Origin of the sequence: Salinisphaera sp. (assembly GCF_035690525.1) — a bacterium.
In the GTDB taxonomy this organism is placed as follows: Bacteria; Pseudomonadota; Gammaproteobacteria; order Nevskiales; family Salinisphaeraceae; genus Salinisphaera.
In genome coordinates, this window is the sequence record NZ_DASSKM010000042.1 from 1 (window position 1) to 26,977 (window position 26,977).

At 62.8% G+C, this 26,977-nt stretch carries 20 protein-coding genes and 1 pseudogene; 8 read left to right on the forward strand and 13 right to left on the reverse strand.

The genetic code is table 11. The features are described 5' to 3' along the window. The 8 genes and pseudogenes from VFJ08_RS03015 to glnA all read right to left on the reverse strand — a co-directional run. A pseudogene (locus VFJ08_RS03015) lies at nucleotides 1-1,100 on the reverse strand (hypothetical protein); the annotation flags it as partial. Continuing rightward, nucleotides 1,097-2,941 (reverse strand): autotransporter assembly complex family protein, encoded by a 1,845-nt coding sequence (locus VFJ08_RS03020; RefSeq protein ID WP_324995024.1) that lies wholly within the window; start codon nucleotides 2,939-2,941, stop codon nucleotides 1,097-1,099. The pseudogene VFJ08_RS03015 and the gene VFJ08_RS03020, both read right to left, overlap by 4 nt. Nucleotides 2,942-3,135: 194 nt before the next feature. Beyond that, entirely contained in the window at nucleotides 3,136-5,067 is a 1,932-nt protein-coding gene (locus tag VFJ08_RS03025; RefSeq protein WP_324995026.1) for an alpha/beta hydrolase family protein, read from the reverse strand. Then, the gene (locus VFJ08_RS03030; protein WP_324995029.1) at nucleotides 5,064-5,834 is read right to left on the reverse strand and encodes an NRDE family protein; all 771 of its coding nucleotides are present in this window, start codon (nucleotides 5,832-5,834) and stop codon (nucleotides 5,064-5,066) included. The genes VFJ08_RS03025 and VFJ08_RS03030 overlap by 4 nt, the downstream gene beginning before the upstream one ends. A gap of 65 nt (nucleotides 5,835-5,899) precedes the next feature. Continuing rightward, nucleotides 5,900-7,387 carry a nitrogen regulation protein NR(I) gene (gene ntrC, locus VFJ08_RS03035; RefSeq protein WP_324995031.1) on the reverse strand — a complete coding sequence of 496 codons (1,488 nt, stop codon included), beginning with the start codon at nucleotides 7,385-7,387 and terminating at the stop codon, nucleotides 5,900-5,902. After that, nucleotides 7,380-8,453, reverse strand: coding sequence for a nitrogen regulation protein NR(II) (gene glnL / locus VFJ08_RS03040; protein WP_324995033.1), 1,074 nt, complete (start codon nucleotides 8,451-8,453; stop codon nucleotides 7,380-7,382). The genes ntrC and glnL overlap by 8 nt, the downstream gene beginning before the upstream one ends. A gap of 75 nt (nucleotides 8,454-8,528) precedes the next feature. Beyond that, complete coding sequence (locus VFJ08_RS03045) at nucleotides 8,529-9,113, reverse strand: DUF4124 domain-containing protein (RefSeq protein WP_324995036.1); 585 nt, start codon at nucleotides 9,111-9,113, stop codon at nucleotides 8,529-8,531. A 107-nt stretch (nucleotides 9,114-9,220) separates the two neighbouring features. Then, nucleotides 9,221-10,630 (reverse strand): glutamate--ammonia ligase, encoded by a 1,410-nt coding sequence (glnA, locus tag VFJ08_RS03050; protein WP_324995038.1) that lies wholly within the window; start codon nucleotides 10,628-10,630, stop codon nucleotides 9,221-9,223. A 269-nt stretch (nucleotides 10,631-10,899) separates the two neighbouring features. Between glnA and glyQ the strand changes: the two genes are divergently transcribed. From glyQ to gmhB, 3 genes are read left to right on the forward strand one after another with little or no spacing between them, the layout of a single operon-like run. Further along, nucleotides 10,900-11,796 carry a glycine--tRNA ligase subunit alpha gene (glyQ, locus tag VFJ08_RS03055; RefSeq protein ID WP_324995040.1) on the forward strand — a complete coding sequence of 299 codons (897 nt, stop codon included), beginning with the start codon at nucleotides 10,900-10,902 and terminating at the stop codon, nucleotides 11,794-11,796. After that, nucleotides 11,793-13,871 (forward strand): glycine--tRNA ligase subunit beta, encoded by a 2,079-nt coding sequence (gene glyS / locus VFJ08_RS03060; RefSeq protein ID WP_324995042.1) that lies wholly within the window; start codon nucleotides 11,793-11,795, stop codon nucleotides 13,869-13,871. Before glyQ ends, glyS begins: the two co-directional genes overlap by 4 nt. A 14-nt stretch (nucleotides 13,872-13,885) precedes the next feature. Further along, a complete protein-coding gene (gene gmhB / locus VFJ08_RS03065) occupies nucleotides 13,886-14,446 on the forward strand; it encodes a D-glycero-beta-D-manno-heptose 1,7-bisphosphate 7-phosphatase (protein WP_324995044.1) in 561 nt (186 codons plus the stop codon). Nucleotides 14,447-14,669: 223 nt separating this feature from the next. Here the strand turns inward: gmhB and gyrB are convergent, their stop codons facing one another. The 4 genes from gyrB to dnaA all read right to left on the reverse strand — a co-directional run bounded on the left by gyrB (nucleotide 14,670) and on the right by dnaA (nucleotide 20,903). Further along, nucleotides 14,670-17,090, reverse strand: coding sequence for a DNA topoisomerase (ATP-hydrolyzing) subunit B (gene gyrB, locus VFJ08_RS03070; protein WP_324995046.1), 2,421 nt, complete (start codon nucleotides 17,088-17,090; stop codon nucleotides 14,670-14,672). Between the two features lie 54 nt (nucleotides 17,091-17,144). After that, on the reverse strand, nucleotides 17,145-18,218 hold the full coding sequence (gene recF, locus VFJ08_RS03075) for a DNA replication/repair protein RecF (RefSeq protein WP_324995049.1): 1,074 nt from the start codon (nucleotides 18,216-18,218) through the stop codon (nucleotides 17,145-17,147). 16 nt (nucleotides 18,219-18,234) lie between these two features. Beyond that, the gene (gene dnaN / locus VFJ08_RS03080; RefSeq protein WP_324995052.1) at nucleotides 18,235-19,335 is read right to left on the reverse strand and encodes a DNA polymerase III subunit beta; all 1,101 of its coding nucleotides are present in this window, start codon (nucleotides 19,333-19,335) and stop codon (nucleotides 18,235-18,237) included. Nucleotides 19,336-19,589: 254 nt separating this feature from the next. Beyond that, entirely contained in the window at nucleotides 19,590-20,903 is a 1,314-nt protein-coding gene (gene dnaA, locus VFJ08_RS03085; protein ID WP_349256943.1) for a chromosomal replication initiator protein DnaA, read from the reverse strand. A 203-nt stretch (nucleotides 20,904-21,106) separates the two neighbouring features. Here dnaA and rpmH point away from each other — a divergent pair, with 203 nt between their 5' ends. The 5 genes from rpmH to VFJ08_RS03110 all read left to right on the forward strand — a co-directional run bounded on the left by rpmH (nucleotide 21,107) and on the right by VFJ08_RS03110 (nucleotide 26,392). Continuing rightward, nucleotides 21,107-21,241 (forward strand): 50S ribosomal protein L34, encoded by a 135-nt coding sequence (rpmH, locus tag VFJ08_RS03090; RefSeq protein WP_037337617.1) that lies wholly within the window; start codon nucleotides 21,107-21,109, stop codon nucleotides 21,239-21,241. Between the two features lie 4 nt (nucleotides 21,242-21,245). Further along, nucleotides 21,246-21,599, forward strand: a complete 354-nt coding sequence (gene rnpA, locus VFJ08_RS03095) for a ribonuclease P protein component (protein WP_324995059.1) — start codon at nucleotides 21,246-21,248, stop codon at nucleotides 21,597-21,599. A gap of 24 nt (nucleotides 21,600-21,623) precedes the next feature. After that, nucleotides 21,624-23,369, forward strand: a complete 1,746-nt coding sequence (gene yidC / locus VFJ08_RS03100) for a membrane protein insertase YidC (protein WP_324995061.1) — start codon at nucleotides 21,624-21,626, stop codon at nucleotides 23,367-23,369. A 13-nt stretch (nucleotides 23,370-23,382) separates the two neighbouring features. Continuing rightward, a complete protein-coding gene (gene mnmE, locus VFJ08_RS03105) occupies nucleotides 23,383-24,741 on the forward strand; it encodes a tRNA uridine-5-carboxymethylaminomethyl(34) synthesis GTPase MnmE (protein ID WP_324995063.1) in 1,359 nt (452 codons plus the stop codon). Between the two features lie 67 nt (nucleotides 24,742-24,808). Next, complete coding sequence (locus VFJ08_RS03110) at nucleotides 24,809-26,392, forward strand: FMN-binding glutamate synthase family protein (RefSeq protein WP_324995065.1); 1,584 nt, start codon at nucleotides 24,809-24,811, stop codon at nucleotides 26,390-26,392. On the opposite strand, the gene VFJ08_RS03115 is transcribed toward VFJ08_RS03110, so the two are convergent. Continuing rightward, a partial coding sequence (locus VFJ08_RS03115; protein ID WP_324995067.1) for a glutaminyl-peptide cyclotransferase occupies nucleotides 26,350-26,977 on the reverse strand: 628 nt, incomplete at its 5' end. The two genes, VFJ08_RS03110 and VFJ08_RS03115, sit on opposite strands and share 43 nt — an antisense overlap.

Here is a 26,977-nt window from a genome sequence, read left to right on the forward strand (position 1 = left end):
TTGGCGGTGAGGCGGCCGTTGGTGGCCGGCACGCCGATCGTGAGGTCCTCGATGCCGATCGCCTCGGGCGTATAGTGCAATCCGCCGTTCAGGGTCGCCTTGCCGTAGTCGGCGCTGTCGACGCGGGCCGACAGCTGCACGCCGAGATCGTCGACCGGGCCCTTGGCCTGGATATCGGCATCGGCGACGATCTTCGGCAAGGTCTTGCTGATCGCCTGGGTGTTCACGTCGTCGGCCTGGATCTCGGCATCAATCGCGGGATCGGATAAGGCGTCGGTAACATCGCCGGTGAGCTTGAGGTTGTAGGGCGCGGCGACATTGGCCGCCAGGTGCAGATCCTTGAGGCTGCCGGTGATGTCCGCCGTGGCCGACAGCGGCGCATAGTCGGGCAGGCGCAGATCGGCTTGGACGTGCAGATTGGTGTTGTAGCCGTGGTTCGGGGTGACGGCGGCATGCGCATCAAAATCGAACATCGGCCCGTGGCCGGTCAACGACTTGATCCGCCACTGGGCATCGTCGAGCCGCGCGCCGGTCAATTGCACGCGATCGACCTTTACCGGTTTCGCCTGGGGCGCGGTCACCGCCACAACATCAGTCACCGCCACACGATCCACGATCACCGTTACCGGCAGGTCGATCTGCTTCGGCAGGGAGAACGGCTGGCTTTCCTGCTTGGGTTGCGCCGGCGTGACCCGGGTCACTTTATAATCGATGTTGTCGATGTCCAGATATTTGATATGGACGGTCCGGTGCCAGATGGCCGAAAAATCCATATCGAAATCGATCGAGCCGATGTGGACCTGCATGCTGTCGGTGTCGTAGTCGACGCCGGAAATATGCAGCGGCCCGATCAGCCGCCCGTTGAGCGAATCGATATGCATACCGGCCGGCATGAAGCGCTGGACTTGATGCCAGGCGAATTCGGTCCCGGTGCGGGTGCCCGCGACCCAGCACACCAGGCCCACCAGCACGACGATGAGGATCAACAGAACCAGCAGCGTCCATTTGATAATACGCCAGATGCGCGAACGCCGGCGGCGCGGCGGCTTGGATTCCGGCGGCGGCGCGTCTGCGGCGTTGTCTTGTTGCGGCTCGCTCACAGATCGGGGCCGAGACTGAAGTGAATACGGAAGGAGTTGTTCGGATCATCCAGCGGATGCGCCAGATCCAGCCGCACCATGCCGACCGGCGAGCCCCAGCGAAAGCCGATGCCCACGCCGCGCTTGAAGTCGAAATTACCGAAGTGATTGGTCACGTCGCCGGCATCGAAAAAGGCGGCCACGCCGAACTTCTTGTAAAAGAACCAGTCGCCCTCGATGCTGCCGGCGGCGAGATAGCGGCCGCCGATATCCTCGTTGTCGTCGTTGGTGGGGCTGATCGACTGGTAGCTATAGCCGCGCACGCTGCGCGAGCCGCCGGCGAAGAAACGCTGTGACGGCGGTACATCGCGGAAATTGTCGGTACCGATGGCGCCGAACTCGGTGCGCAGCACGAGCCGGGTCGTGGACGTCACCGGGACCACCGCGTGGCCGGTGAGATCGCCTTTGATGAAGTTCGTGCTCGACAACAGGGCGTCACTGCCCCCGTGCACGTCGAACGACAGGCTCACGCCCTTGCGCGTGAACAACAGACTGTCGGCTTTCTGTAGCGTGATGGTGTAGCCGGGATAGAGCAACATGCTGTGGCGATTGCCGTCGCCGAGGTCGTAGTATTCGCGCTCCAGCTTGAGATAGACGCGCTTGCGGCCCAGCGACCATGCGGTATCGCGGGTCACGCCGACCCCGTACAGCGTCGAGGTGATATCGCCGAAGTCCTGGTTGCTGATCGTGCCGGTGAAGCTGAGCTTGTCCTGGGTCACGTCGCCGATCGGGATGTCGTAGGACGAATGCAGCGTGCGCTCGACCTGGGAAATTCGTAGATCGGTCCGGAACTGATGGCCGTACTGGTTGAGATGCCGGAACTTCACGCCCAAACCGAGGCGCGGCCCGGTATCGGTGCCGTAACCGGCCGAGATCCGGTAGCTCTGACTCTCGCTCGCCTCGGCCTTGACCGTGACCGGGATACGTAGCTGGCCGATCGATTCCAACGGGTCCTGGGGCGGATAAATCAGATCGTAGAACCACTGGTCCGGGCTCGGCACGCGCTTGGCCTGGCTGCGCGGCGCCTGGATCTCGATCTGACGGTAATAATCGGTATCCGAGAGCGCCAGCTGCAGGTTGATCAACTTTTCGGCATCGTAGGGCTGGCCCGGCTCGAAGGGCACGTAGCGGTGCACGAACTGGTCGTTGAGCAGATTCTGTTTGAAAGTCACCGGGCCGAAGTAGTAGCGCTCGCCGGTATTCAACACGAGATCGATCTCGGCGGTGTTGGTTTTCGGGTTCACCCGGATCGCCGACTGGCTGAACTCGGCGTCCAGATAGCCGGCGTTATAGGCCGCGTTATACAGCGCGCTCTTGGTATCCGAATACTGCGATTCGATCAGCCGCTCGCCTTTTTCGAGCTGGCTCGAATGCAGCGCCGCCTGCACCGCGTCGAGCTCGTCGCCCGGGCCCTGGACCGCGATATGCAGCCGCGTGATCTTGGTCGCCGGCCCGTGTTGAATATTGAACCGGGCGTTCCAGGTCTCGGAGTCGTCCGCCGGCCGTTCGAGCCGATCCATGATCTTCGGATTGAAATAGCCGTACGGCTGCAGCGCCTGCTTGATCTCGCTCGGCGCCAACCGGTACAGGCGCCGGATCTGATCGGGCGACCACGGCTCTTTGTGTTCGCCGGCCACCGACAGAGCCTTGCGCACGTTGTCGGTGAGCGTGTCGTTGATGCCCTTGATCTGCACATCCACGTCATCGGCCAACGCCCGGGGCCCGAGCACCAGGCCGATCACGCCGACCGCCGCGATACCGATTACCGTGCCTTTGTACCAGCGTGGGAAAAAGTGTTTCACAGTGACTGCATGCCCGCACGGCCGCCGCATCACGCGCGACAAACCTCTTGTAATCAAAAACTAACAAAAACGAGGTGCGACTCGCGAGAACCCCTTGCGATAAGTCTAGACTACCCCATAACGCCGTCGCGTAGCGAAACAATCGCGCGCCCGGCGGGCCGGAACAGCAGGCGCGGTAATCTCGCGAGCATCCTTCAAGCGTCGTCGAAATTCTCGATCTCGAGCGGCTCCAAATCCTCGACATCGGAAATACGGAGCACCCGGCTATAGAAACTCCGCTCGGCCTCGATCGCGGTCATCACGTTATCGGCATTACGAAAACCGTGGCGTTCGGATTCAAAACGCACATACGCCACCGGCACCCCGCGCCCGGCCAGCGCCTCGACCATCGACTCGGCCTGGTCGGGCGGCACCACCTTGTCCTGGCCGCCCTGTAAAAACAGCACCGGGCAGGACAACTGGTCGGCGTGATACAGCGGCGAGCGCGCGATCAGAGTCGCGTCGTCGCGGCCGATCAGCCGTTCGAGATAGCGCGACTCGAACTTGTGCGTGGACGCCAGCAAGCGCTTGAGATCGCCGATGCCGTAGTAGCTGGCGCCCGCCGCCGCCAGATCGGTGAACGCCAGAACCGAGAGCACGGTATAACCGCCGGCGCTCGAACCCGAGATCAGGACCCGGTCGGCGTCGATGCGATCGGCTTCGGCCAAGTGCGCGGCGCCGCTGCGACAATCCTCGACGTCGGCAACGCCCCAGCGGCCGGCCAGCGCATGACGATAGGCGCGGCCGTAGCCGGTGCTGCCGCGGTAGTTGACGTCGAGCACGGCATAGCCGCGCGAGGTCCAGTACTGGATGCGCGCATCCAGCGCCGTATCGGTGGCGCCCGTCGGCCCGCCGTGGCATTTTAGAATCAACGGCGGACGTTCGTCGGCCGGCGCCGACCAGCGCTCGCTGGCCGGCGGATAGAACAGCCCGTGCGCGGTCTCGCCCTCGCCGGTGGGCCAACTCATCGGTTCCGGGCGCGACAGCGCGGCGTCGGCCGGCAAGCTGTCCGCCGATCGCAGTACTTCGCCGGCCGCCGCGAAATCCAGCCGGCGAATATGCTTGGCGCGGGCCGGGCTGGCGGCAACCACCGCGACCCGGTTGCCCAGCGCGGTGATCTGCTCAAAGAAATTGCAGTCGTGGCGCAGGCGATTCACGGCCCCGGTATCGCAATCGACTTCACCGATATGCCAGATGCCGTCCTGGGTAATCAGGGCGAACAGACGGCCGTCGTCGGTGAAATCGTAGGTCGACTGGCCGAACACCCATTGCGGCACGCCGAACTCGCCTTGCTCGGCCGTGAGCGCCTCGAAGCCGCCGTCGGCGCTTTCCCGGTGGATATTCCACCAGTCGTCGATATCCGCGACCACATGCAACCGCCCGTCAGGATTGAAGACCGGGCCGAACAAGGACACCCCTGTGGGCTGCCAGAGCGGAGCGGGTTCGCCGATCTGGCCTGCGTCGTCGATCGGCGCCTGCCACAGCTCGCTGACGTCCCACGGCATATTGGGATGATTCCAGGCCAGCCAGACCAAACGATCGGCGGCCGGCGAAAGCCGCGGGCTGGCGTAGAAATCATGCCCTTCGGCCAGAGTGTGCACGCGCCCGTCGCGATGGATGCTGACCACGCGGGCCACCGGCTCATCGCGCGATTCGTCCAGATCCTCGGCGATCGCGATCAGCCGTCCGTAGCGGGCGTCGTATTGCAGATCGGCATAGCGGAGATCGGTACCCGGATCGGTGATCGTGGATAGCTGGCCTTCCGGATCCCGCATCCAGATCGCCTGATCGGCGGCGTTGACGAACCAGATGAAACCGGCGTGCACCGTGAACGCGCCGCCGCCGTATTCATGCACCGAACTGCGCGCGGATGCCGGCGCGTCCAGGCACGATATGGCGCCGTGCTCGGACAGCGTCATGATCGTGTTGCGGCCGGCTTCCTCGGGCCGGCTCTCCAGCCAGTACAGACGCGGGCCGTCGGCGGCGCCGCGATCGACGGTCAAATCGGCGAACTTGCGGCCGGCGGCGGCCACGTGCGCGGCCGAAATCGACGACGGCCAACTGCCGTAGGGACGGATCGGTTTCATGTGGAACCAGCAAACCAGGATTGATGTATACGGTGCACCGGTTGGCCGGCATGAGCAAAGCCGCGCTCGTGAAAATCGATCATGCCGTCGGCGTGGCGACGGATCACGCTCGACGCGCGCGTACCGTAGTGCGCCCCGACGATGAACGGCGGCGACAGAAAGCGCTCGTGCGCCCGGGGTATGCCGGTCTCCGGCAATTCGGTATCGGGGGCCGGGTCGGTATCGGCCAGCAGTTCGAACAATGGCTCGGCGTCGCGCGCACCCTCGGCCACGCAGCGCGCCATGCGCTGTTCGGCGCGCTCGGTCTTGGGCCAGCGCTCGCCCCAATGGCCGTTGGACACGGCGATCACGCCCGGCGCCAGCTCGCGTACGCCGGCGCTGTCGCGGTTGGAGACGAAACACAGCCGCCTGCGGTCGGCGACCAGTAGATTGAACGGGCCGTATTCGGCGCCGACTTTCCCCGCGTGCTCCGCCCAGCGGCGTGCATCGGTATCGGTGGCGAAATAATCGGCCACCAGAGCGCCGCGCGAGCGGGCCGCGGTCGGCATATCCGGTTCCCGTACGTTGGTCACGGCCGCCACGCGCCCACGGGTATCGGCGCCGCACCAGGTGCCGCCCGATCGCAGATCGCGGCCGGCGAACAGGCCGGCCGGCGCCGGCCACCAGTGCGCGGCTTCGGTCGGCCGCTCGTGGAATTCGTCACGATTGGCCGCGAGGATGAGCGGGCAGGAGGGATCGACCTGCCAAGCCAGAACGATCAGGCACATGGGTAGCTGTCATCGAATAAGGCATCGATCGATGACGCTACCACGCGTTGAAAGGGGTGTGGCGCTCAGCCGGATTCGCCGGATATCGAAAGCGCCTTGATCTTGCGCGTCAGGGTGTTGCGCCCCCAGCCGAGCAGGCGCGCGGCCTCCTGGCGATGGCCGTCGGCATGCGCCAGCGCGGCGCGGATCATCACGCGCTCGAGCCTGGGGATGGCTTCGTCGAGCAGATGGTCGGCGCCGCCGGCGAGCCGTTCGTCCGCCCAGTTCGACAGCACGGCGTCCCACTCGTGCCCGGCGGGTGTCGGCGCCGCGTTCGGTGCGCCGTCGCCGCTCTCGGCGCCGAAACCCAAGGCCGACGACATATCCCCGGCGTCCGCACGCGGGCGCAGTTCCGGCGGCAGATCGTCGAGCACCACCTCTCGGCCGGGCGCCATGACGGTCAGCCAGCGGCACAGGTTTTCCAGCTCGCGCACGTTGCCGGCCCAGTCCAGGCCGGTCAGGTAATCGCCGGCCGCGCCGGACAGGGTCTTGGCCTGCATATCGAGCTCGCGCGCGGCGCGGCCGAGAAAGTAGTCGAGCAACAGCGGAATATCCTCGCGGCGCTCACGCAGCGCGGGCACACGCAGCCGGATCACGTTCAGGCGATGAAACAGATCCTCGCGAAAATTGCCGTTGTTCACCTCGGCCTCGAGGTTCTGGTTGGTGGCGGCGATGATGCGCACATCGACCTGGACCGCGGCATGGCCGCCCACGCGATAAAATCGGCCGTCCTGAAGCACGCGCAGCAGGCGCGTCTGCAAATCGGCCGGCATGTCGCCGATTTCGTCGAGAAACAGGGTGCCGCCGTGCGCTTGTTCGAAACGCCCGCGGCGCTGACCGGACGCGCCGGTGAAGGCGCCTTTCTCGTGGCCGAAGAATTCCGACTCCATCAGCTCCTTCGGGATCGCCGCGGTGTTGATCGCGATGAAGGGTCGGTCGGACCTAGGGCTGTGCTCGTGCAGCGCATGCGCAACCAGCTCCTTGCCGGTGCCCGACTCGCCGGTGATCAGCACCGTGATATGAGAAGCCGACAGCCGTCCGATGGCGCGGAACAGCGCCTGCATGGCCGGCGCTTCGCCGATGATGGTGGCCTCGGCTGCCGGCTTCGATCCACCCCGCTCGGTCGCCCCGGTTTCGTCGGCGAGCCTGGCCGCGCGCCGGACCAGCTCGACCGCTTCGTCCAGATCGAAGGGTTTGGGCAAGTACTCGAAGGCGCCGCCGCGATAGGACGACACGGCCGAGTCCAAATCCGAGTGCGCGGTGATGATGATGACCGGCAGCCACGGCCGCAGCGCATGGACCCGTTCGAGTAGATCGAGCCCGGAGATGCCCGGCATGCGGATATCGGTCAGCAGCACATCCGGGCCGGCCTGCCGGTCCTGCTCGATCGCGTCGAGCAGTTCGGCGCCGCCGGCGAAGCAGACCACGTCTATCGAAGCCGCCTTCAGCGCCCGCTCGAGCACCCAGCGAATCGATTGGTCGTCGTCGACCACCCAGGCGGTGAGTTCAGCCATCGCTGGCCTCCATCGGCAGAAAGACGCTGAACATGGTCTGGCCCGGCCGGCTTTCGCACTCGATCAGGCCGCCGTGGAGATGGATCAGATACTGCGCGATCGGCAGGCCCATGCCCGTGCCTTCGGCGCGCGAGGACACCATCGGATGAAAGATGCGCGGCAGCAGATCACGCGGGATGCCCGGCCCGTTATCGACCACGTCGATCCGCGTGATCAGACGATGCTTGACCCCGCCGATCGTGAACAGCCGCTGCGTGCGCGTGCGCAACAGGATGTTACCGGCACCGCCCAGCGCCGTGACCGCGTTGCCCACCAGATTGAAGAACGTCTGGACGAGCTGCTCGCGATCGGCACGGGCTTCGGGGATGCTCGGATCGTAATCGCGCTCGATCGTGATGCCGGGCGGCAACCCGGTATCGATCAGCGCCCGCACGTGCTCAAGCGGCTCGTGGATGTTGAGCGGCTGCTTGTTTGGCGGCCGGCGCGGGCCGAGCAGATCGTCCACCAAATTCTGCAATCGGTCGGCCTCGCGGATAATGACGGTGGTGTATTCCTTCAACGCCGCGTCGCCGACCTCGCGCTCGAGCAACTGGGCCGCCCCGCGCAGTCCGCCCAACGGATTTTTGATCTCGTGGGCCATGCCGCGAATCATCTCGCGATTGGCGAGATTCTGGATGCGCATCTGGTCGTCGCGGGAGATGCGCAACTGCCGGTCGAGCGAAAGAAACTCGAGCAACAGGGCGGGCCGACCCGCGCGGCCGGTATGAGGCGTGACCGTGCAATCCACGATCAGCGGCTCGCCGCCGGCATGCAGATGCAGTTCGCGCTCGGTATAGGCCGCGCCTTCGGTCAACGCCGCGGCCAGGCGGGCGCGATGATCGGCGAGATGGGGCAGCGCCTTGTCAACGGCTTCCCGATCGCAGTGTCGGGCCGACACGCCGAACAGCATTTCGCTGGCGGTGTTGAGATACGTCACGCGCAACCGGTCGTCGAGACAGACCACGGCGGTCTTGAGGTTGTCGAGAATCGTGTCGGGACGATGCGCGCGCTGTTCATCCGAATGCATGGTGCTTAATCCAGCAAGTTCCGGGCCACGACCGCGGATGCATCGAGCCGCTGAATATCAAGGCCATTCAGCGGATTACGAGGGTGGCCGGTCGGCGTGGGTCAATGACTTGGCGGGCGTCGACGCATGGCCACGCTCGACGCGAAACGACACCGGGTCGCTGCGCTGCACGGCGTGCCCGCGGTAGAGCAGGGTGGCTGAAAACGTATGCGTGCCGGCGGCGACGTTCGACAGTGTCAGCCGGGTCGCCTGCGTCGGCCCGTCGCCGATCGGTGCGCCGTCCAGCCGGTAGCGCAGCGCTTCGCCGTCGCCGAGTTGGGCCGTACCGCCGCTGCCGACGATGATCGAGACCGGGATCTGGCCTTGATCGTTGGTAAACATCTGGCCCGGCTGCGGCGAGATTATGTTCAAGGCGCGCGCGTCGCCGGCGGGCGCGCCGTTTGCAACGCTCGCGTCGGACGGCGCGCCTGGGGCATTCGCCGGCGTCGGCCCGGTCTTTACGTTGGCCACACGGGCGCCCGGCGCACGAGAGGTATCGCTGTAGTGCCGCACGCCCTGGGCGTCGGTCCAGGTATACACCGTGGCTTGCACCGGCGCGGCCAGCGCCAGACCGGCGACCGCCAGAAACCCCGAGTAACGCCGTAGCCCTGTTCTGTCCATCGTACGTCCCATAATAAAAAAGGCGCACCCACCTGACGGATGCGCCTTTCGTTCCGAGACCACAAAAAAACTTGCGGTCGCCGGACGAGCCATCGAATACATCCCGCCTAGCAGGAATAGTACATATCGAATTCGGCCGGATGGGGGCTCATCTTCAGACGCAGCACTTCCCCCATCTTGAGTTCGATATAGCTGTCGATCAGATCGTCGGTGAACACGTCGCCCTTCTTGAGGAAATCGCGATCGGCCGACAACGCCTGCAACGCTTCTTCCAGCGACTGGGCCACCGTGGCGATATTCTTTTCTTCCTCGGGCGGCAGATCATAGAGATTCTTGTCCATCGCTTCGCCCGGATGAATCTTGTTCTGGATGCCGTCAAGGCCGGCCATCATCATGGCCGAGAAGGCGAAATACGGGTTCGCGGTGGGATCGGGGAAACGCACCTCGATGCGGCGCGCCTTCGGGCTCGAAACCCAAGGAATACGGATCGAGGCGGATCGGTTACGCGCCGAATAGGCCAATAGCACGGGCGCCTCGAAGCCCTTGATCAGACGCTTATAGCTGTTCGTCGAGGCGTTGGCGAAGGCGTTGATGGCCTTGGCGTGTTTGATGATGCCGCCGACGTAGTACAGCGCTTGTTCCGACAGGCCGCCGTACTCGTCGCCCGAGAAGATGTTCTTGCCGTCCTTGGTCAACGACTGATGCACGTGCATGCCGGAGCCGTTGTCGCCGACCAGCGGCTTGGGCATGAAGGTCGCCGTCTTGCCGAAGGCATGGGCGACGTTGGCCACACAGTATTTGTAGGTCAGCGTCTCGTCGGCCTTCTTGACCAGCGTGTTGAACAGCATGCCGATCTCGCCCTGGCCGGCGGTGCCCACTTCGTGATGGTGCACTTCCACGGTCAGACCCATTTCCTCCATCGCCAGACACATGGCCGAGCGGATGTCGTGCTGGGCATCGACCGGCGGCACCGGCACATAACCGCCCTTGATGCCCGGACGATGGCCCATGTTGCCCTCGGGATAGCGCGTCTCGCTGTTCCACCAGGCTTCCTGCGAGTCGACGGCAAAGCCGGCGCCGCGCATCTCGTTGTGCCAGTTTATCGAGTCGAAGATGAAGAACTCGGCTTCCGGACCGAACAGCGCGGTATCGGCGATGCCGGTGGAGGCGAGATAGGCCTCGGCGCGCTTGGCCACCGTGCGCGGGTCGCGCTCGTAGCCCATCATGGTATTGGGCTCGAGCACGTCGCAGCGGATGTTGACGGTGGGCTCTTCGAAGAACGGATCGAGCACGGCCGAATCGTCGTCGGGCATCATCACCATGTCCGAGTCGCTGATGCCCTTCCAACCGTCGATCGACGAGCCGTCGAACATTTTGCCTTCTTCCATGAACTCTTCATCGACCGCATGCGCGGGCACGGTCATGTGCTGTTCTTTGCCGCGCGCGTCGCAAAAACGAAAGTCCACGAATTTAGCTTCGGTCTTTTTGATCAGTTCGAGCGCCTTACTACTCGCCATGATGATTCCTCTTGGGGATTGGAAAGCCGCTGTCCGGTATCGTCGGTACAATAGGCCAGTACAACAGACGCACTATAAAGGCAGGTTCCGTGCCACGTCACCTGCGCCGTTGCAGGGCGCGCTACGGCGGACGACGCGCCATAAAAGAACGGACGCTGCACCAACATGATGCCGCCCCGCATTTCTGCACCAAAATAGTGCGGATAGGGCACGCCAGGCCCGGCAGCCGTTCCGGTACAATCGCGTCCTTGAGCAAACGGTGCACTGGCATGGATTTTCAACAGCTGATCTTTACGCTGCAGCAATACTGGGCCGCGCGCGGCTGCGTGATCGTCCAGCCACTGGACATGCCGGTTGGGGCCGGGACATTTCATAGCGCGACGTTCCTGCGTTCGATCGGCCCGGAGCCGTGGCGGGCGGCCTATGTTCAACCCTCGCGCCGCCCCACGGACGGGCGCTACGGCGACAACCCGAACCGGCTGCAGCACTACTACCAGTTCCAGGTGCTGTTGAAGCCTTCGCCCAAGGATATCCAGGCCCAGTATCTGGGCTCGCTGGAAGCGCTCGGGCTGGACATGTCGATCCACGACGTGCGCTTCGTCGAGGACAATTGGGAATCGCCGACGCTTGGCGCCTGGGGGCTGGGCTGGGAAATCTGGCTCAACGGCATGGAGATCACCCAGTTCACTTACTTTCAGCAGGTCGGCGGGCTGGATTGCCGACCGGTTTCGGGCGAGATCACCTATGGGCTGGAGCGCATCGCGATGTATATCCAGAATGTGGAATCGGTCTACGATCTCGTATGGTCCGATTCGCCGGCCGGCACCGTCTATTACGGCGACGTGTTCCATCAGAACGAGGTCGAGCAGTCCACCTATAACTTCGAGTATGCGCCGGTGGAGGCCCTGTTCCGGCGCTTCGACGAACTCGAGACCGAATGCCTGCGGCTGGTCGAAGCCAATCTGCCGCTGCCCGCCTACGAGCGCATGCTCGAATGCTCGCATACCTTCAATTTACTGGATGCGCGGCACGCGATCTCGGTGACCGAGCGCCAGCGCTATATCCTGCGCGTTCGCACGCTCGCCCGCGCGGTGGCCAAGGCTTATTACGAAGCGCGCGAAGCGCTCGGTTTTCCCATGCTCGAACAGAGAGATAAAGTCGCATGAGCGCTTCTCTGCTGATCGAAATCGGGGTCGAGGAACTGCCGCCCAAGGCCATGCAGCCGCTGGCCCGGTCGCTGGCCGAGGCCCTGGCGGCGCGCCTCGACGAGGCCGGGCTCGCGCGCGGCGCGGCGACTTGGTTCGCAACGCCGCGCCGGCTCGCCGTGCATATTGCGGACGTCGCCGAGGCAAGCCCGGCCGAGGCGGTCGAAAAACAAGGCCCAACGGTCGACATCGCTTTTGACGCCGACGGCAACCCAAGCAAGGCCGGCGAAGGTTTCGCGCGTTCGGTCGGCACCACGCTGGACGCGCTGGAAATCGAGGACAGCGACCGGGGCCGCCGGCTGGTCTATCGCGGCACCGCCGAGGGCCAACCGCTGAAGGCGCTGTTGCAGCCCGCCGTCGACGCCGCGCTGCGCGACCTGCCGGTTCCCAAGCGCATGCGCTGGGGCGATTCCGAAGCCGCTTTCGTGCGCCCCGTGCACTGGGTCGTGGCGCTGCACGGCCCGGCGGTGCTTCCGCTCGTCGTGTTCGGGGAAACGGCGGATCGCTACACGCGCGGCCATCGCTTCCACTATCCGGAGACGATCGAACTCGACGATGCCGATGTCTATGTCGAGCGTCTGAAAGACCCCGGGCATGTGCTGGCCGAGGTCGACGAACGCCGCGACCGCGTGCTCGAGGGTGTAACGACGGCCGCGGCATCGCTCGGCGGCCGTGCACTGATCGATAACGATCTCGTCGACGAAGTGATCGCGCTGGTCGAATGGCCGGTCGCGATCGCCGGGCGCTTCGACAACCGTTATCTGGCGCTACCACGGGAAGTGCTGGTGGCCACCCTCGAGGGCCATCAACGTTATTTTCCGGTCGAGGACGCCGACGGTGCGCTCGCGGCCGGTTTTGTCACCGTGGCCAATATCGAAAGCCGGGACCCGGCCCAGGTGGTGGCCGGCAACGAGCGCGTCATTCGTCCACGCCTGGCCGATGCGTTGTTTTTCTGGGAAAAAGACCGCCGACGGGGGCTCGCGGGCCGTATTCCCGATCTGGCGCACGTGAGCTTTCAGCAATCGCTCGGCACGCTCGCCGACAAGAGCGGGCGCATCGGTCGAATCGCCGCCGATATTGCCGCGACGACCGGGGCCGATATCGGCGATGTCGCGCGCGCCGCGGCGCTTGCCAAGGCCGATCTCCTCACCGAGATGGTCGGCGAATTCCCGGAGCTGCAGGGCGTGATAGGGGGCTACTATGCGGCGCTGGAAAACGAAACCGCCGCCGTGGCGAAAGCGATTCCCGAGCAATATGCGCCCGCCGGCGCCGGGTCGCCGATCGCGACCACCGATGTCGGGCGCTGTATTGCGCTCGCCGATCGTCTCGATACGCTGGCCGGCATCTTCGCGATCGACAAGCGGCCCAGCGGCGACAAAGACCCGTTCGGCCTGCGCCGGGCCGCGCTCGGTGTGCTGCGCACCTTGATCGAAGGCGGCATCCGCATCGACCTTGCCGCCCTTTTGAGCAACGCGCTGAGCATTCAGCCGGTGAGCGCTCCAGAGGCAACGGATGAAGCGCTATGGATGTTCCACATGGAACGCCTGCGCAGCTATTATACGGAATCGGGTGTGCCGGCCTCGCATTTTGAGGCGATAGCCGCCCTCCGGATCACCGACATGTACGATTTCGATCGCCGGCTGCGCGCGATCGGAGAATTCGCGGCACTGCCGACAGCCCCGATGGTCTGCGGCGCCCATAAACGTATCCGCAACATACTCAAGCGCAACGCCAATGCCCGGGTCGCCGATAAGGCCGATCCGAACGCCATGGTCGATGCCGCGGAAATAGCGCTTCATGCCAGCTTGGCCGAACGCATCGAAACATTCGAGGCCGCGGTGCGCGATGGCGATTACACCGCCGCCTTATCGGCGCTCGCGCCACTCGCCGGACCGCTCGATACCTTCTTCGAGGAGGTCATGGTGATGAGCGAAGAGCCGGAATTGCAACGCAACCGCCTGGCTCTGCTGACCCAGATCGACCGGCTGTGCCGCCGAGTCGCGGATATTTCCCATCTTTCGGTCGAGACCGGCTGACGATGGCCGTTTCGATGACCATTTCAACGGCCATTTCGACGACAATCCTCGATCGAGACGGGGTGGTGAACCACGACAGCGAAGCGTTCATCAAATCGCCGGCGGAGTGGCAAGCGATCCCCGGCAGCCTGGAGGCAATCGCCCGGCTGAAACATGCCGGCCTGCGGGTGGTCGTGGCCTCAAACCAGTCCGGGCTCGGGCGCGGGCTGTTGGATTACGACGATCTCTTCGCCATCCACGACAAGATGGCCCGACAACTCGCTGAGCTCGGCACCGCTCTCGACGGCATATTCTTCTGCCCGCACACCGACGACGATGACTGCGTCTGCCGCAAACCGCGCCCCGGGTTGATCGAGGACATACAGCGGCGCTGGAACCTCAAGCCGCATGAATGTGTCATGATCGGGGACAGCGTCCGCGACATCGATGCGGCGCGGGCGGCCGGGGTATCGGCTTGCGGCGTACGCACCGGCAAGCCGATCGACGCCAGCCGGGCGAGCTGGCAAGGCGTGGAGATTTTCGACGATCTCTGCGCCGCCGCGGATCGCCTGCTGGGCGCGCGTACCCCAAACTGAGCGGCACGCCAGCGTAACGGCCCAGGCTAAAACTTAGATACCAACCTGCAAAAACAAGGATACAAAAGGAAGACGAAAACAGTCCGCGAATGAACGCGAAAAACGCAAATGAAAACTAATTTTCTTTATTTTGCGTGCCTTGGCGTTTATTTGCGGATTTGTTCTTTTTCTTATCGGCTATCGTTACATCATTATAACGGCTGGTGTTAGGCCTAAATCCGGCTTAAACGTCGAGATTGGACACCATCAGCGCATTACGTTCGATGAACTCGCGCCGCGGTTCCACGTGGTCGCCCATCAGCGTGGTGAAAATCTGATCCGCCCCCACGGCATCATCGATTTTGACCTGCATGAGCCGCCGGCTGTTCGGGTCCATGGTCGTTTCCCAGAGCTGTTCCGGGTTCATCTCGCCGAGCCCCTTGTAGCGCTGCACGTTCAACCCGCGTTTGGCCTGCTCGAGAAGCCAGCGATAAGCTTGGTCGAAGGTCGCCACTTCCTGCTCGCGTTCGCCGCGGGTGATATACGCCCCGGCGCCGATCAGCTGCGACAGTTCCTGGCCGAGCGCCGAAATACGCTCGTATTCCGCGCTGGTAAAGAAATCCTCGTGCCAGACAAAGATATGGGGGATACCGTGGCTGTAACGGGTGACCTGTAGATGGAGCGGGTGTTCTCCGTCGGCCGGCTTGATCTGCACCGCGTAGCGATGACGCGCTTCGTCGCGCGCATCCAGCCGGCGCTGTAGCGCGCTTGCCCAGTCCTGCATCCAGGCGGCATCGGCGAACAACGTCGGCGTGACCGGCTCGAGATAAGTCATCTCGGTGAGCGTCGCCGGATCGTAGCGCCGCGTCAGACGATCGATATCCTCGAGCATGCCCATATATCGATGCGCCAGATCCGAAAGCGCCTCCTCGGCGATCGGCGGCGCACCGGCGCCGACGCGGAACTCGGCCTTATTGAGCGCCAAACGCAGCAGATAGTTCGACAGTTCCTTGTCGTCCTTGACGTAGTACTCCTGCTTGCCCGATTTCACCTTGTACAGCGGCGGCTGCGCGATATAGACGTAGCCGGCCTCGATCAGTTCGAACATCTGGCGGTAGAAGAACGTCAGCAGCAGCGTGCGAATATGCGAACCGTCGACGTCGGCGTCGGTCATGATGATGATGCGGTGATAGCGCAGTTTGCCCGGATCGTATTCGTCGCGTCCGATACCGCAGCCGAGCGCGGTAATCAGGGTGCCCACCTCGGCCGACGACAGCATTTTGTCAAAGCGCGCCTTCTCCACGTTGAGAATCTTGCCCTTGAGCGGAAGAATCGCCTGATAGTGACGATCGCGCCCCTGCTTGGCCGAACCGCCGGCCGAGTCGCCCTCGACCAGAAACAGCTCGGAAGCCGACGGGTCTTTTTCCTGACAGTCGGCCAGCTTGCCCGGCAGGCCAGCGATATCGAGCGCGCCCTTGCGGCGCGTCATATCGCGCGCGCGGCGCGCCGCATCGCGCGCGCGGGCCGCTTCGACGACCTTGGCGGCAATCACCTTGGCCTCGCGCGGATTTTCCAGCAGGAAATCGTTGAGCTGCTCGCTAACCGAGGATTCCACCGCCGCACGCACCTCCGAGGAGACCAGCTTTTCCTTGGTCTGCGACGAGAACTTCGGATCCGGCACCTTGACCGAAATCACGGCGGTCAGGCCTTCACGTGCATCGTCGCCGGTTGGTGAAACCTTTTCCTTCTTGGCCAGCCCCTGGGATTCGATATAGCCGTTCAGGCTGCGGGTGAGCGCGCCGCGAAAGCCTGCCAGATGGGTGCCGCCATCGCGCTGCGGAATATTGTTTGTGTAGCAGAACACGCTTTCCTGGTAAGAATCGTTCCACTGCATCGCGACCTCGACCACGATATCGTCCCGCTCGGTCGAGAAATAGAACACCGTATCGTGGAGCTGCGTCTTGTTTTCGTTGAGATTTTCCACGAACGCGCGGATCCCGCCCTGGTACTCGAACACGACATCGCGTTCGCTGGCCTCCTCAATCAGACGAATACGCACGCCCGAGTTGAGAAACGACAGCTCCCGCAGCCGTTTGGCGAGTATGTCGTAATTGAACATGATGTTGCTAAAGACATCCGGGCTGGGATGGAAGTGAATCGAGGTACCGGTCGTGTTCGTCTCGACGAGCGCGGAAAGCGCGTCCAACGGCTCACCCATGCTGTACGTCTGTCGGTAATGATAGCCGTCGCGATGGATATCGAGCTGGAGTTTGTCCGACAGCGCGTTGACCACCGATACGCCCACGCCGTGCAGTCCGCCCGATACTTTATAAGAGTTGGCATCGAACTTACCGCCGGCGTGCAGCACCGTCATGATGACTTCTGCCGCCGGCTTGCCCTCGCCCTCGTGCATATCGACGGGAATGCCGCGTCCGTCGTCGGTCACCGTAATGCTTTGATCGCGATGGATGATGACGGCGATTTCGTTGCAGTAACCGGCCAACGCCTCGTCAATAGCATTATCGACGACTTCAAACACCATATGATGCAGCCCGGTGCCGTCATCGGTATCGCCGATGTACATACCCGGGCGTTTGCGCACAGCTTCCAGACCCTTGAGGACCTTGATGCTGCTGGAGTTGTAATCGCCGTTGGAGTCCGCCATCGAATCAACCCGGGAGTTAGGAATAAACGCTTGATTTTAACACGACTGCTGTTTTTAGGACGGCGTGATTTTTCCATGTTTCACGTGAAACATTCGGGTGTCCCGCAAACTTTGGGGGATGAGCTTCGAATCGAGAAACGTCACGAAGCATTGGACCCCGAGACGCTCGACTTCGCGCGCCAGCGTTTCTCGGTAAACACCGCCGAGTTCTGCCGCCATGTCGTCGAGCAATAGAACCGGTTGGACGCGACGGGTTGACTGCAGAATATCGGCTTGGGCCAGCAATAGGGCCGCTGTAAGCAGTTTTTGCTGGCCACGCGAGACCCAGTCGCGTGCTTGCATTGAGGCAATAGAAATACGGGTGTCGGCACGATGCGGTCCCTGTTGGGTAAACCCCGCCCGTAGATCCTGTTCCAATCCCCGCGCCAAAGCCTGTCCGAAGCCGCCGTCGCCGCGCCAACCGGGGTGATAGCTAAACGCGAGAGCGTCATCGCCGACAAGTTGACGCGCTGTATCGGGCAATCTGTGCTTGATATGCTCGAGGTATCGTCGCCGACACGCGTCGATCAGTTCTCCTTGCTGCACCAGCTCCGCATCCCAGGCGATGACGATATGCTTGGGTTGATGCGCACGCAGCGCGCGGTTGCGTTGCTTGAGCGCGCGTCTATAACGCCGCCATGCCGGAAAAAAGGCATGTTCCACATGAAACACACCCCAGTCCAAGAAGTGACGGCGGTATTTGGGGCCTTGCTCGAGCAGCCGATGCACATTGGGATCGATATGCTGCAATGGCAACATGTTAATTAGGTCGAATCGGCGTGTGTCGGCCTGATCGTCGAGCTTGAACCGTTGCGAACTGCGAGAAATATGGCAGCCGATGCGATGCCGTCCGCCATCACCGTCGGCAAGGCGCGTGCGGAGAGTTAACGTGTCGGCGCCATGTCGTATCGTTTGACCGAGCCGCGCCTGGCGAAAGGACTCGCCCCGGCCGAGAACGTAGATCGCTTCCAGGAAGCTCGTTTTGCCCGAGGCATTGTCGCCTACGAGGCAATTGACGCCCGGTGCCAATTCCGCGTCAAAAAACTCGATACATCGAAAATTGTCAATATGAAGCGACTCCAGCCGCACATGTCATCCCGATGCGTTACAGCCGCATCGGCATGACGACATACCGGCTGTGATCGTCGCCAACCGCCTGCAATAGACCGCTGCTGTCCGGGCCCGATAAGGAAAGATAAAATTCATCCGCCTCCATAGCCCCCAACGCGTCGAGCAAGTAACTGACATTGAAACCGATTTCCATCGGTTCGTCATCATAGCTGACTTCGATTTCATCCTCGGCCTCTTCGCGTTCGACGTTCTGTGCCTGTAGCTTGAGTGTATGTTTCGACAGCGATAGCCGTACCCCGCCGAATTTTTCATTCGAAAGAATCGCCGTACGCGAAAGAGCCTGTCGAAGTGTATCCCGATGCGCTTGCATTCGCCGTTCCGGATTGTCCGGGATTACGCGTTCGTAATCCGGAAAACGGCCGTCGATCAGTTTGGTGGTGAAATTCAGGCCGGGCAGTTGAAGTCGAAGATGCTTGTTTGAAATCCAGATCGTGATTTCAGCCTCGCTGTTGCCGAATAGGCGCACGAGCTCGGTAATGGCTTTGCGCGGCACGATGACTTGTTGGGCCTCTTCGATATCCAGATCGATTGCGGATTCGCTCAATGCAAGACGATGTCCGTCGGTGGCAACACAACGTACGAGGTCACTGCGTAGTGCAAACAAAAGACCGTTCAGATAATAACGGACGTCTTGATTGGCCATCGCGAAATGTGTTCGGTCGAGCAATTGTTTCAGCATGTTCTCTGGCAGGGTGATCGCCTGCCCAGACTCGACTTCATCGAGATGTGGCCAATCCTGCGCCGACAGGCTCGCCAGGGTAAAGCGTGATCGTCCGGATTGAACCCGCGTTTGATTTGCATCCTGTCGGCAGCTGATTTCGGCATCTTCCGGTAGGCCCCGGCAGATATCCAACAGCTTGCGTGCGGGAACCGCGATATCGCCGTGTTCCTCGATCACGGCCGGGCATTGGGTGACAAGCTCGAGTTCGAGGTCGGTCGCGGTAATGGTCAGCTGATTGTTACCCCCTTGAATCAATACGTTCGAAAGGATTGGCATGGTCTGCCGCCGTTCCACTACGCCGATTACGGTCTGTAGCGCGGATAAGATATCTCTGCGTTGGACTGAGAACTGCATGGGCTGGGTCTCCGAACGGTCTCCGCCTTGTTGTCTTAAGCGCTTTAAAAAGAGTTAGTAGTAGTTATAGTTGTTACGATTATTTTCTGTGGATAACTTTATTTCTTATTTATTTACAACTATTTATGTTTGTCCTTTGGCTGTTGTCCGGTGCATGTCGAAGCTGTTGTCGGCCTGTGGATTGATTGTGTGTTCTTTTGTAGGCTCGGGTGACTTTCGGTGCTGCTGACGACTTATGCACGGTTTGCCCACAACTAGCTGGTGAGAATTCTACTTAGATTGACGTAGTCTTCGTCCACCCGCGTATCGGTCTCGCGTAGTTCCTTGACCTTGCGGCAGGCATGCAGAACCGTGGTGTGGTCCCGGCCGCCGAAGCCCTGGCCGATCTCGGGTAGGCTGTGGTTGGTTAGCTCCTTGGCCAGCGCCATGGCCAGTTGGCGCGGACGGGCGATCGAGCGTGTACGTTTTTTGCCCAGTAGATCGGCTAAACGGATCTTGAAATATTCGGCGACCGTCTTCTGGATGTTCTCCAGTGTCACCAGCCGGTCGTAGACGGCCAACATGTCGTGGAGTGCCTGCTTGGCGAAATCCACGGTGATCGGAGCGCCGGTGATTTGCGCCGAGGCCTTGAGCCGGTGCAGCGCGCCTTCCAGGTCGCGTACGTTTGAACGCACGCGCTTGGCGATGAAGAAAGCCACTTCCTGCGGCAGGTCGATGCCGTGCGCTTCGGCCTTGGATAGCAGGATGGCGACGCGGGTTTCGAGTTCGGGCGGTTCCACGGCCACCGACAGGCCCCAGGAAAAACGCGATTTCAGCCGGTCTTCGAGACCTTCGACTTCCTTGGGGAAGCGGTCGCAGGTAATGATGATCCGTTGGTTCGCCTCAAGCAGGGAATTGAAAGTATGGAAGAATTCTTCCTGCGAACGATCCTTGTTCGCGAAGAATTGAATATCGTCGATTAGCAGCGCATCCAGCGTGCGGTAATGCGCTTTGAACTGATCCATCCGGTTGTGGCGGATCGCGGTAATCATCTCGTTGACGAAATGCTCGGAGCGCACATAGGCGATACGGGCGCGTAAATTGTTGGAGAGCAGGCGGTGGCCGACGCTCTGCATCAGATGGGTCTTGCCCAGCCCCACGCCGCCGTAAATCAAAAGCGGGTTATAGGCCATGTTCTCCGGGTCCGCAGCTTGTTCGGCCGCGGCTCGGGCGATCTGATTCGACTTGCCCTGGACGAACGATTTAAAGGTGTAGCGCGGGTCTAGGTTGTGGCGCTTGGTATCGGTCAGCGTCGGACCGTCGCTGATCTCGGCGTCCGGGGTACGGCTGCCGCCGCCGACGAGCACGCGGATGCGCCGCGGCTGCTCCCCGAGCTCGCTCAAGGCGTTGGCGATCGGTGCCCGGAGTTCGCGTTCGACCTGATCACGGACCACCTCGTTGGGGGCCATCAGGTTGAGGCCGTCCGCATCGAAACGGGCCTCGAGCGGGCGCAACCAGAGATTGACGTCTTTTTCGGGTAGCCGTGTCTCGATATGACTCAGACAGCGCTGCCAGAGGGTATTCGCCAACTCGATCGCTCCATTGCGGCAAAACACGGCGTGGTCCGTCGAGTACGACGGCCCGCCAAGATAACCCAACGACCACAACTTATCCACAGTGTTGTTCTGGTGTGTTGTCATGATCGCGAACCTTGCAAGTCAGGCCCGACGCGACTAGAATTCCGCGCTCTTTATCCTTGCATGCGCCGACGCAGGCGCGAGTCGAGCACGTTATGAAACGCACTTTTCAGCCCAGCAATCTGCGTCGCAAGCGTACGCACGGCTTTCGTGCCCGCATGGCGACCAAGAACGGCCGTCGTGTTCTGGCCGCTCGTCGCGCCAAGGGTCGTAAGCGCCTAACGCCGTAAGCTCGTGGCGCAGCAGGCGACGTTTCCCCGCGCGGCGCGCCTGCTTCGACCGTCGCAATACAGGGCCGTGTTCGCGCACGGCGAGAAATTCGTCTGCGACGGCTTTGTCATCATCGCGGCCGCGAACGGCGAAGATCGCGCCCGACTCGGCCTGGCGCTGGCCAAGCGGCGGATCCGCCGCGCCGTAGATCGCAGCCGCGTCAAGCGCGTCGTCCGCGAATCGTTCCGATATGTGCGGGCCGATCTGCCGGCGACTGATATCGTCGTGCTGGCCCGTAACCGAACGGCCACCATGGACAACGCAATGCTGACCGCGCAGCTGGCCCGGGTCTGGCGACGGCTCGCGCGCAGCGTGTAATAACGTCAGGGATACACGCCTCGCATGGACAACATTCGTTTCGCGCTGCTTTGTGCGGCCGCCGTCGTTTGCTTCTTTCTCTACCAGGCATGGCAGACGGATTACGCGCCTACCGGTACGAGTCAAAATCAGAGAGCGCAGACGAGCCAGCGGGCTCAGGCCGGCGACGTGCCCCATATCGGCAGCCCGTCGAGCCAGAGTTCCAACCAGGGTTCGAGCACGGCCAGCGGCGGTAGCGCCACGCCAAGCGGCGACATCCGCGCGCCCGGCGCCGAACCGACGGCGCTCGCTTCCGGCCACAAGATCCACGTCGTCACTGACAAGCTCGATGTGATTATCAACACCCACGGCGGCGGCCTACGCCAAGTCGCGCTGCGCGGTGTGCCGCTGTCGGATGAAAAACCCAATACCAACCTGCGTTTGATCAACGACAGCCTGCCCGATTTCTTCATCGAACAAAGCGGCTTGATTTCGCAGAGCGGCAACGCGCCGAATCATAATTCGACCTACAAAGCGGCGAAGGACGAATATCACCTGGCCAAGGGGCAGGATACGCTGCGCGTGCCGCTGACCTGGACCGACCATGCCGGCCATCAGGTCACCAAGGTCTACGTCTTTCATCGCGGCAGCTACAAGATCGGTCTCGTGCACAAGGTCGAGAACAAATCGTCCAAGCCGTGGGAGTTGGCGCAGTATGTGCGCTACTGGCGCACCCCGCACGAGAACACCGGGGATGTGCCGTTCTCGCACGCCTTCTCCGGCGCCGGCTGGTACCAGCACAAGAGTGACGACGAATTCGCGTATCAGCAGCGCGGGCGTGAGGATGTTCTGTCCAACCCGCTCTCAATCAGCCAGCAGGGCGGCTGGATCGCGATGGTTCAGCACTATTTCATCGGCGCGGTCATTCCACCCTCCGATACCAAGGTGCGCCTGTTCGCGCGCCCCAAGGACATTCAGGGCGCTTCCGGCGGCTATGCCGCGGGTTTCGTCGGCCAGCAGCGCAGTGTGGCGCCGAACAGCGCCACTAAGTTCAAGTCCACGCTGTTCGTCGGCCCCAAATATCAGGACCAACTCGATGCGGTGGCGCCGGGCCTAGGTCTGACCGTGGATTACGGCTGGTTCTCGGTGTTGGCGCGGCCGATCTTCGCGGTGCTGGATTTTCTGCACTCCTGGGTCGGCAACTGGGGCGTGGCCATCATTTTGCTGACGTTCCTGATCAAGGCGCTGTTCTACAAGCTCTCCGAGATCCAGTTCCGCGGCATGGCGCGCATGCGCAAGTTCCAGCCGAGAATGCAAAAACTCAAGGAGCAGTACGGCGACGACAAGCAGGAACTGCAGAAGCGGATGATGGAGCTCTACAAGAAGGAAGGCTTCAATCCGATGGCCGGCTGCTGGCCGCTGCTGGTGCAGATGCCGGTATTCATCTCGCTGTATTGGGTGCTGCGCGAGTCGGTGGAACTGCGTCACGCGCCGTTCATTCTCTGGATTCAGGATCTGTCGGCGCCGGACCCGTACTTCATCCTGCCGGTCATCTTCGGCCTGACGATGTTCCTGCAGCAAAAGCTCAACGCCAACGTGGCGATGGACCCGATGCAGCAGCGCATCATGCAGATCATGCCGATCGGCATGGCGGTGTTCTTCTGCTTCTTCCCGGCCGGACTGGTGCTCTACTGGTGCACCAACAGCCTGCTGACCATCGCCCAGCAGTGGTATATCTACCGCAAGCTGGACGCCGAGGGCCTGCATCGAAACGCGCCCAGTAACGGCTGATCGCGACGGCCCGATGTGCGCCGCCGCCGATGACACCATCGCCGCTCTGGCCAGTGCGCCCGGGCCGGCCGGCGTGGCGGTGGTGCGGGTTTCCGGGCCCGCGGTGCCGGAAATCGCGCAGCGCCTGATTGGCCGTCTGCCCGAGCCGCGCCGGGCCGTACTGGCCCGTTTTCGCGACGCCGGCGGGAGCACGATCGACCAGGGCGTGGTGTTGTATTTCGCCGCGCCCGCCTCGTTCACCGGTGAGCACGTGCTCGAACTGCAGGGCCATGGCGGCCCGGTGCTGGTCGACGAACTGCTGAGTCGGTTGCTTGAATTGGGCGCGCGACTGGCCGGGCCGGGCGAGTTTTCCGAGCGCGCCTTTCTCAACGACAAGCTCAGCCTCGACCAGGCCGAAGCGATCGCCGATGCCATCGCCGCCGGGAGCCGCGTGTCGGCGCGGGCCGCGATTCGGTCGCTCGAGGGGGCGTTCGCGCGTGAGGTCGAAGCGCTGGTCGAAGCGCTCACCCGGCTTCGGGTCTATACCGAAGCCGCGATCGATTTCCCCGACGAGGACGATGTCGATTTTCTCGGCGACGGCGAGATCGAGCGCCGTTTGTCGGCGATCACCCGGGAACTCGCCGCCCTGCGCGCGCAGGCCGCTCAGGGTGCGGTTTTTCGCGACGGGCTGCGGCTGGTCATTCTCGGCCGGCCCAATGTCGGTAAATCCAGCCTATTGAACCGCCTGGCGCGGCGCGAGACGGCGATCGTCACCGATATCGCCGGGACTACCCGCGATGTGCTGCAGCAACAGCTTTCCATCGACGGCCTGCCGCTGGTTCTGGTCGACACCGCCGGCCTGCGCGAGACCGAGGACCCGATCGAGGCCGAAGGCGTACGCCGCGCCCGGGCCGAGATCGCGACGGCCGATCGCATCCTGTTGGTCATCGACGACCGGACCGGTCTGAGCGCGGCCGATCGCACGCTGCTCGACGAGATCGATGCCGAAATTGAAGTCACGCTGATCGCCAACAAGATCGATCTCTCGGGCCGGGACCCGGGCATGGCGAATGTGGACGGCCGGCCGACGGTTCGGGTCGCGGCCATCGACGGCCGCGGTTTCGATGCCCTCGGCGCGCATCTGAAGTCGCTGGTCGGCATCGAGGACAATGCCGAGCCGGCATTCGTCGCCCGGCGGCGGCATCTGGTCGCGCTCGACCGGGCCGCCGAAGCGCTGGCCGACGGACATGAACGGTTGGTTGTGGACGGTGCCGGCGATCTATTGGCCGAGGAACTGCGGCTGGCGCAGAACGCGCTCGGCGAGATCACCGGCCGGGTGAGCAGCGACGATCTGCTGGGAGAAATCTTCTCCAGCTTCTGTATCGGTAAATAAACGGTTGGTGCCGCCGCCGGACCCATGCATGATGCCGGGGTAAACCCCAACACCCGAAGCGCTTGTTATGTTCGGCTATCCCCGCGCCATCTACGCCGTCTTTGTGTTGTTCACGTTGGTCGTGGGGGTCGTACTCGCCATATTCGCGCCGATCTGGCTGATCGCCTGGGCGATCCTGGCTCTGCTCGCCGTGCGCGGCGGCCTCGATTTGCGTTCGCATCACAATGTGCTGCGCAATTTTCCGTTGATCGGCAATCTGCGCTATATGATGGAGTTCGTGCGCCCGGAGCTGCGCCAGTACTTCTTCGAATCCGAGACCAGCGGCCGGCCGTTCAGCCGTGAGCAGCGCGAGATCATCCATAAGCGCGCGCGCGGCGAACCCGATACGTCCCCGTTCGGCACCATACGCGATTTCGAGGCAGCCGGGTTCTCGTTTTCCCAACACTCGATGGCGCCCAAGACGCTGAGCGACGAGCACGCCCGGATCACGATCGGCAACAGCCAGTGTTCCCAGCCCTATAGCTCGTCCCGGCTCAACGTTTCGGCGATGAGCTTCGGCTCGTTGTCGGGCAATGCGATCGGGGCCTTGAATCGGGGCGCCAAGCTCGGCAATTTCGCCCAGGACACCGGCGAGGGGGCAATCAGCGATTACCATCGCGAGCACGGCGGCGATCTGATCTGGGAAATCGCCTCGGCTTATTTCGGTTGCCGGCACAGCGACGGCTCGTTCGATGCCGACGAGTTCGCGGAAAAAGCGAACACCGAGCAGGTCAAGATGATCGAAATCAAGATCTCGCAGGGCGCCAAGCCCTCGCATGGGGGGCTGTTGCCCGGCAGTAAGGTGACCGCAGAGATCGCGCGGGTGCGCGATATCGAGGCAGGTCAGGATTGCCAGTCGCCGGCCACCCATCCCGAGTTCGATACCCCGACCGGGCTGCTCGAGTTCATGCAGCGGCTGCGCGAGCTGACCCACGGCAAGCCGGTCGGCTTCAAGCTGTGTCTGGGCCGTCAGCACGAGTTCATGGGCATCTGCAAAGCGATGCTGGCGACCGGCATAACGCCCGACTTCATCACCGTCGACGGCGCCGAGGGCGGCACCGGCGCCGCGCCGACCGAGTTCGAGGATTTTCTCGGCACTTATATCAACGAGGCCCTGCCGTTCGTGCACAACTGCCTGACCGGCATCGGTCTGCGTGACGATATCGTGGTCATCGCCAGCGGCAAGGTCGCCATGGGCTACGACATGGTGGTCAAGATCGCGCTTGGGGCCGATATGTGCAATGCCGCCCGGGGTTTCATGTTCTCGGTCGGTTGTATCCAGGCGCGTCGTTGTCATACCGATACCTGCCCGACCGGTGTTACCACCCAGGATCCGGGTCGCACCAAGGCGTTGGAGGTGATGAGCAAATCGCTACAGGCGCGCAATTTCCACGATGCGACCCTCAAGTCGTTCATGGATATCGCAGGCGCTATCGGCGTGTCCTCGCCGGAAGAACTCAACCCGAGCCACGTCTACCTCCGGCCCGAACACGGTCCGGCCGAGACCTACGAAGCGGTGCATCCGGCGGTGGCGTCCGGCGATTTCCTCAACGACAAAATCCCCGATGTCTACAAACGCGACTGGCAGCGCGCCTCGGCCGAGGCGTTCTGAGCGACGGCGCCGGGCCGCGGCGGCCGGGCGATGCGAAACAACGCCGGCCAGTATTTGCCGGTGACATAGACCCGGTCGCGGGCGGCGTCGTAGGCGATGCCGTTGAGCACGTCGGCCGAATCCGGCATGGCGGCGGCCAGCGCCGAAGCGTCGATTCGATCGATCACGTGGCCGCTTGCCGGATCGATGCGTACGATATCGTCGCTCAGCCAGACGTTGGCCCAGATCAGGCCGCCGATCGTCTCTAGTTCGTTGAGATGATCGACCGCCGCGCCGTGTTCGGTGACCTGCAAGCGGCGTACGACATGGAAATCGTCCGGGTCGACGAACAGCAGCTCGGCCGAGCCGTTGCTCATCACCAGCCTCGGGCCGCAGCGCGTCAGCCCCCAGCCCTGGCCGGCGTAGTGGAACCGGCCAAGCGGTTGCAGTGTCTTCGCGTCGTAAATAAAGCCGGTGCCGGATTTCCAGGTGAGCTGATACAGTCGCCCGTCGAGCCAAGCCAGGCCTTCGCCGAAATAGCGATCGGGCAGGCGGTGGCGCGCGCGCACCCGGCCGCTGGCCGGTGCCACCCGGCGAATTTCGGAG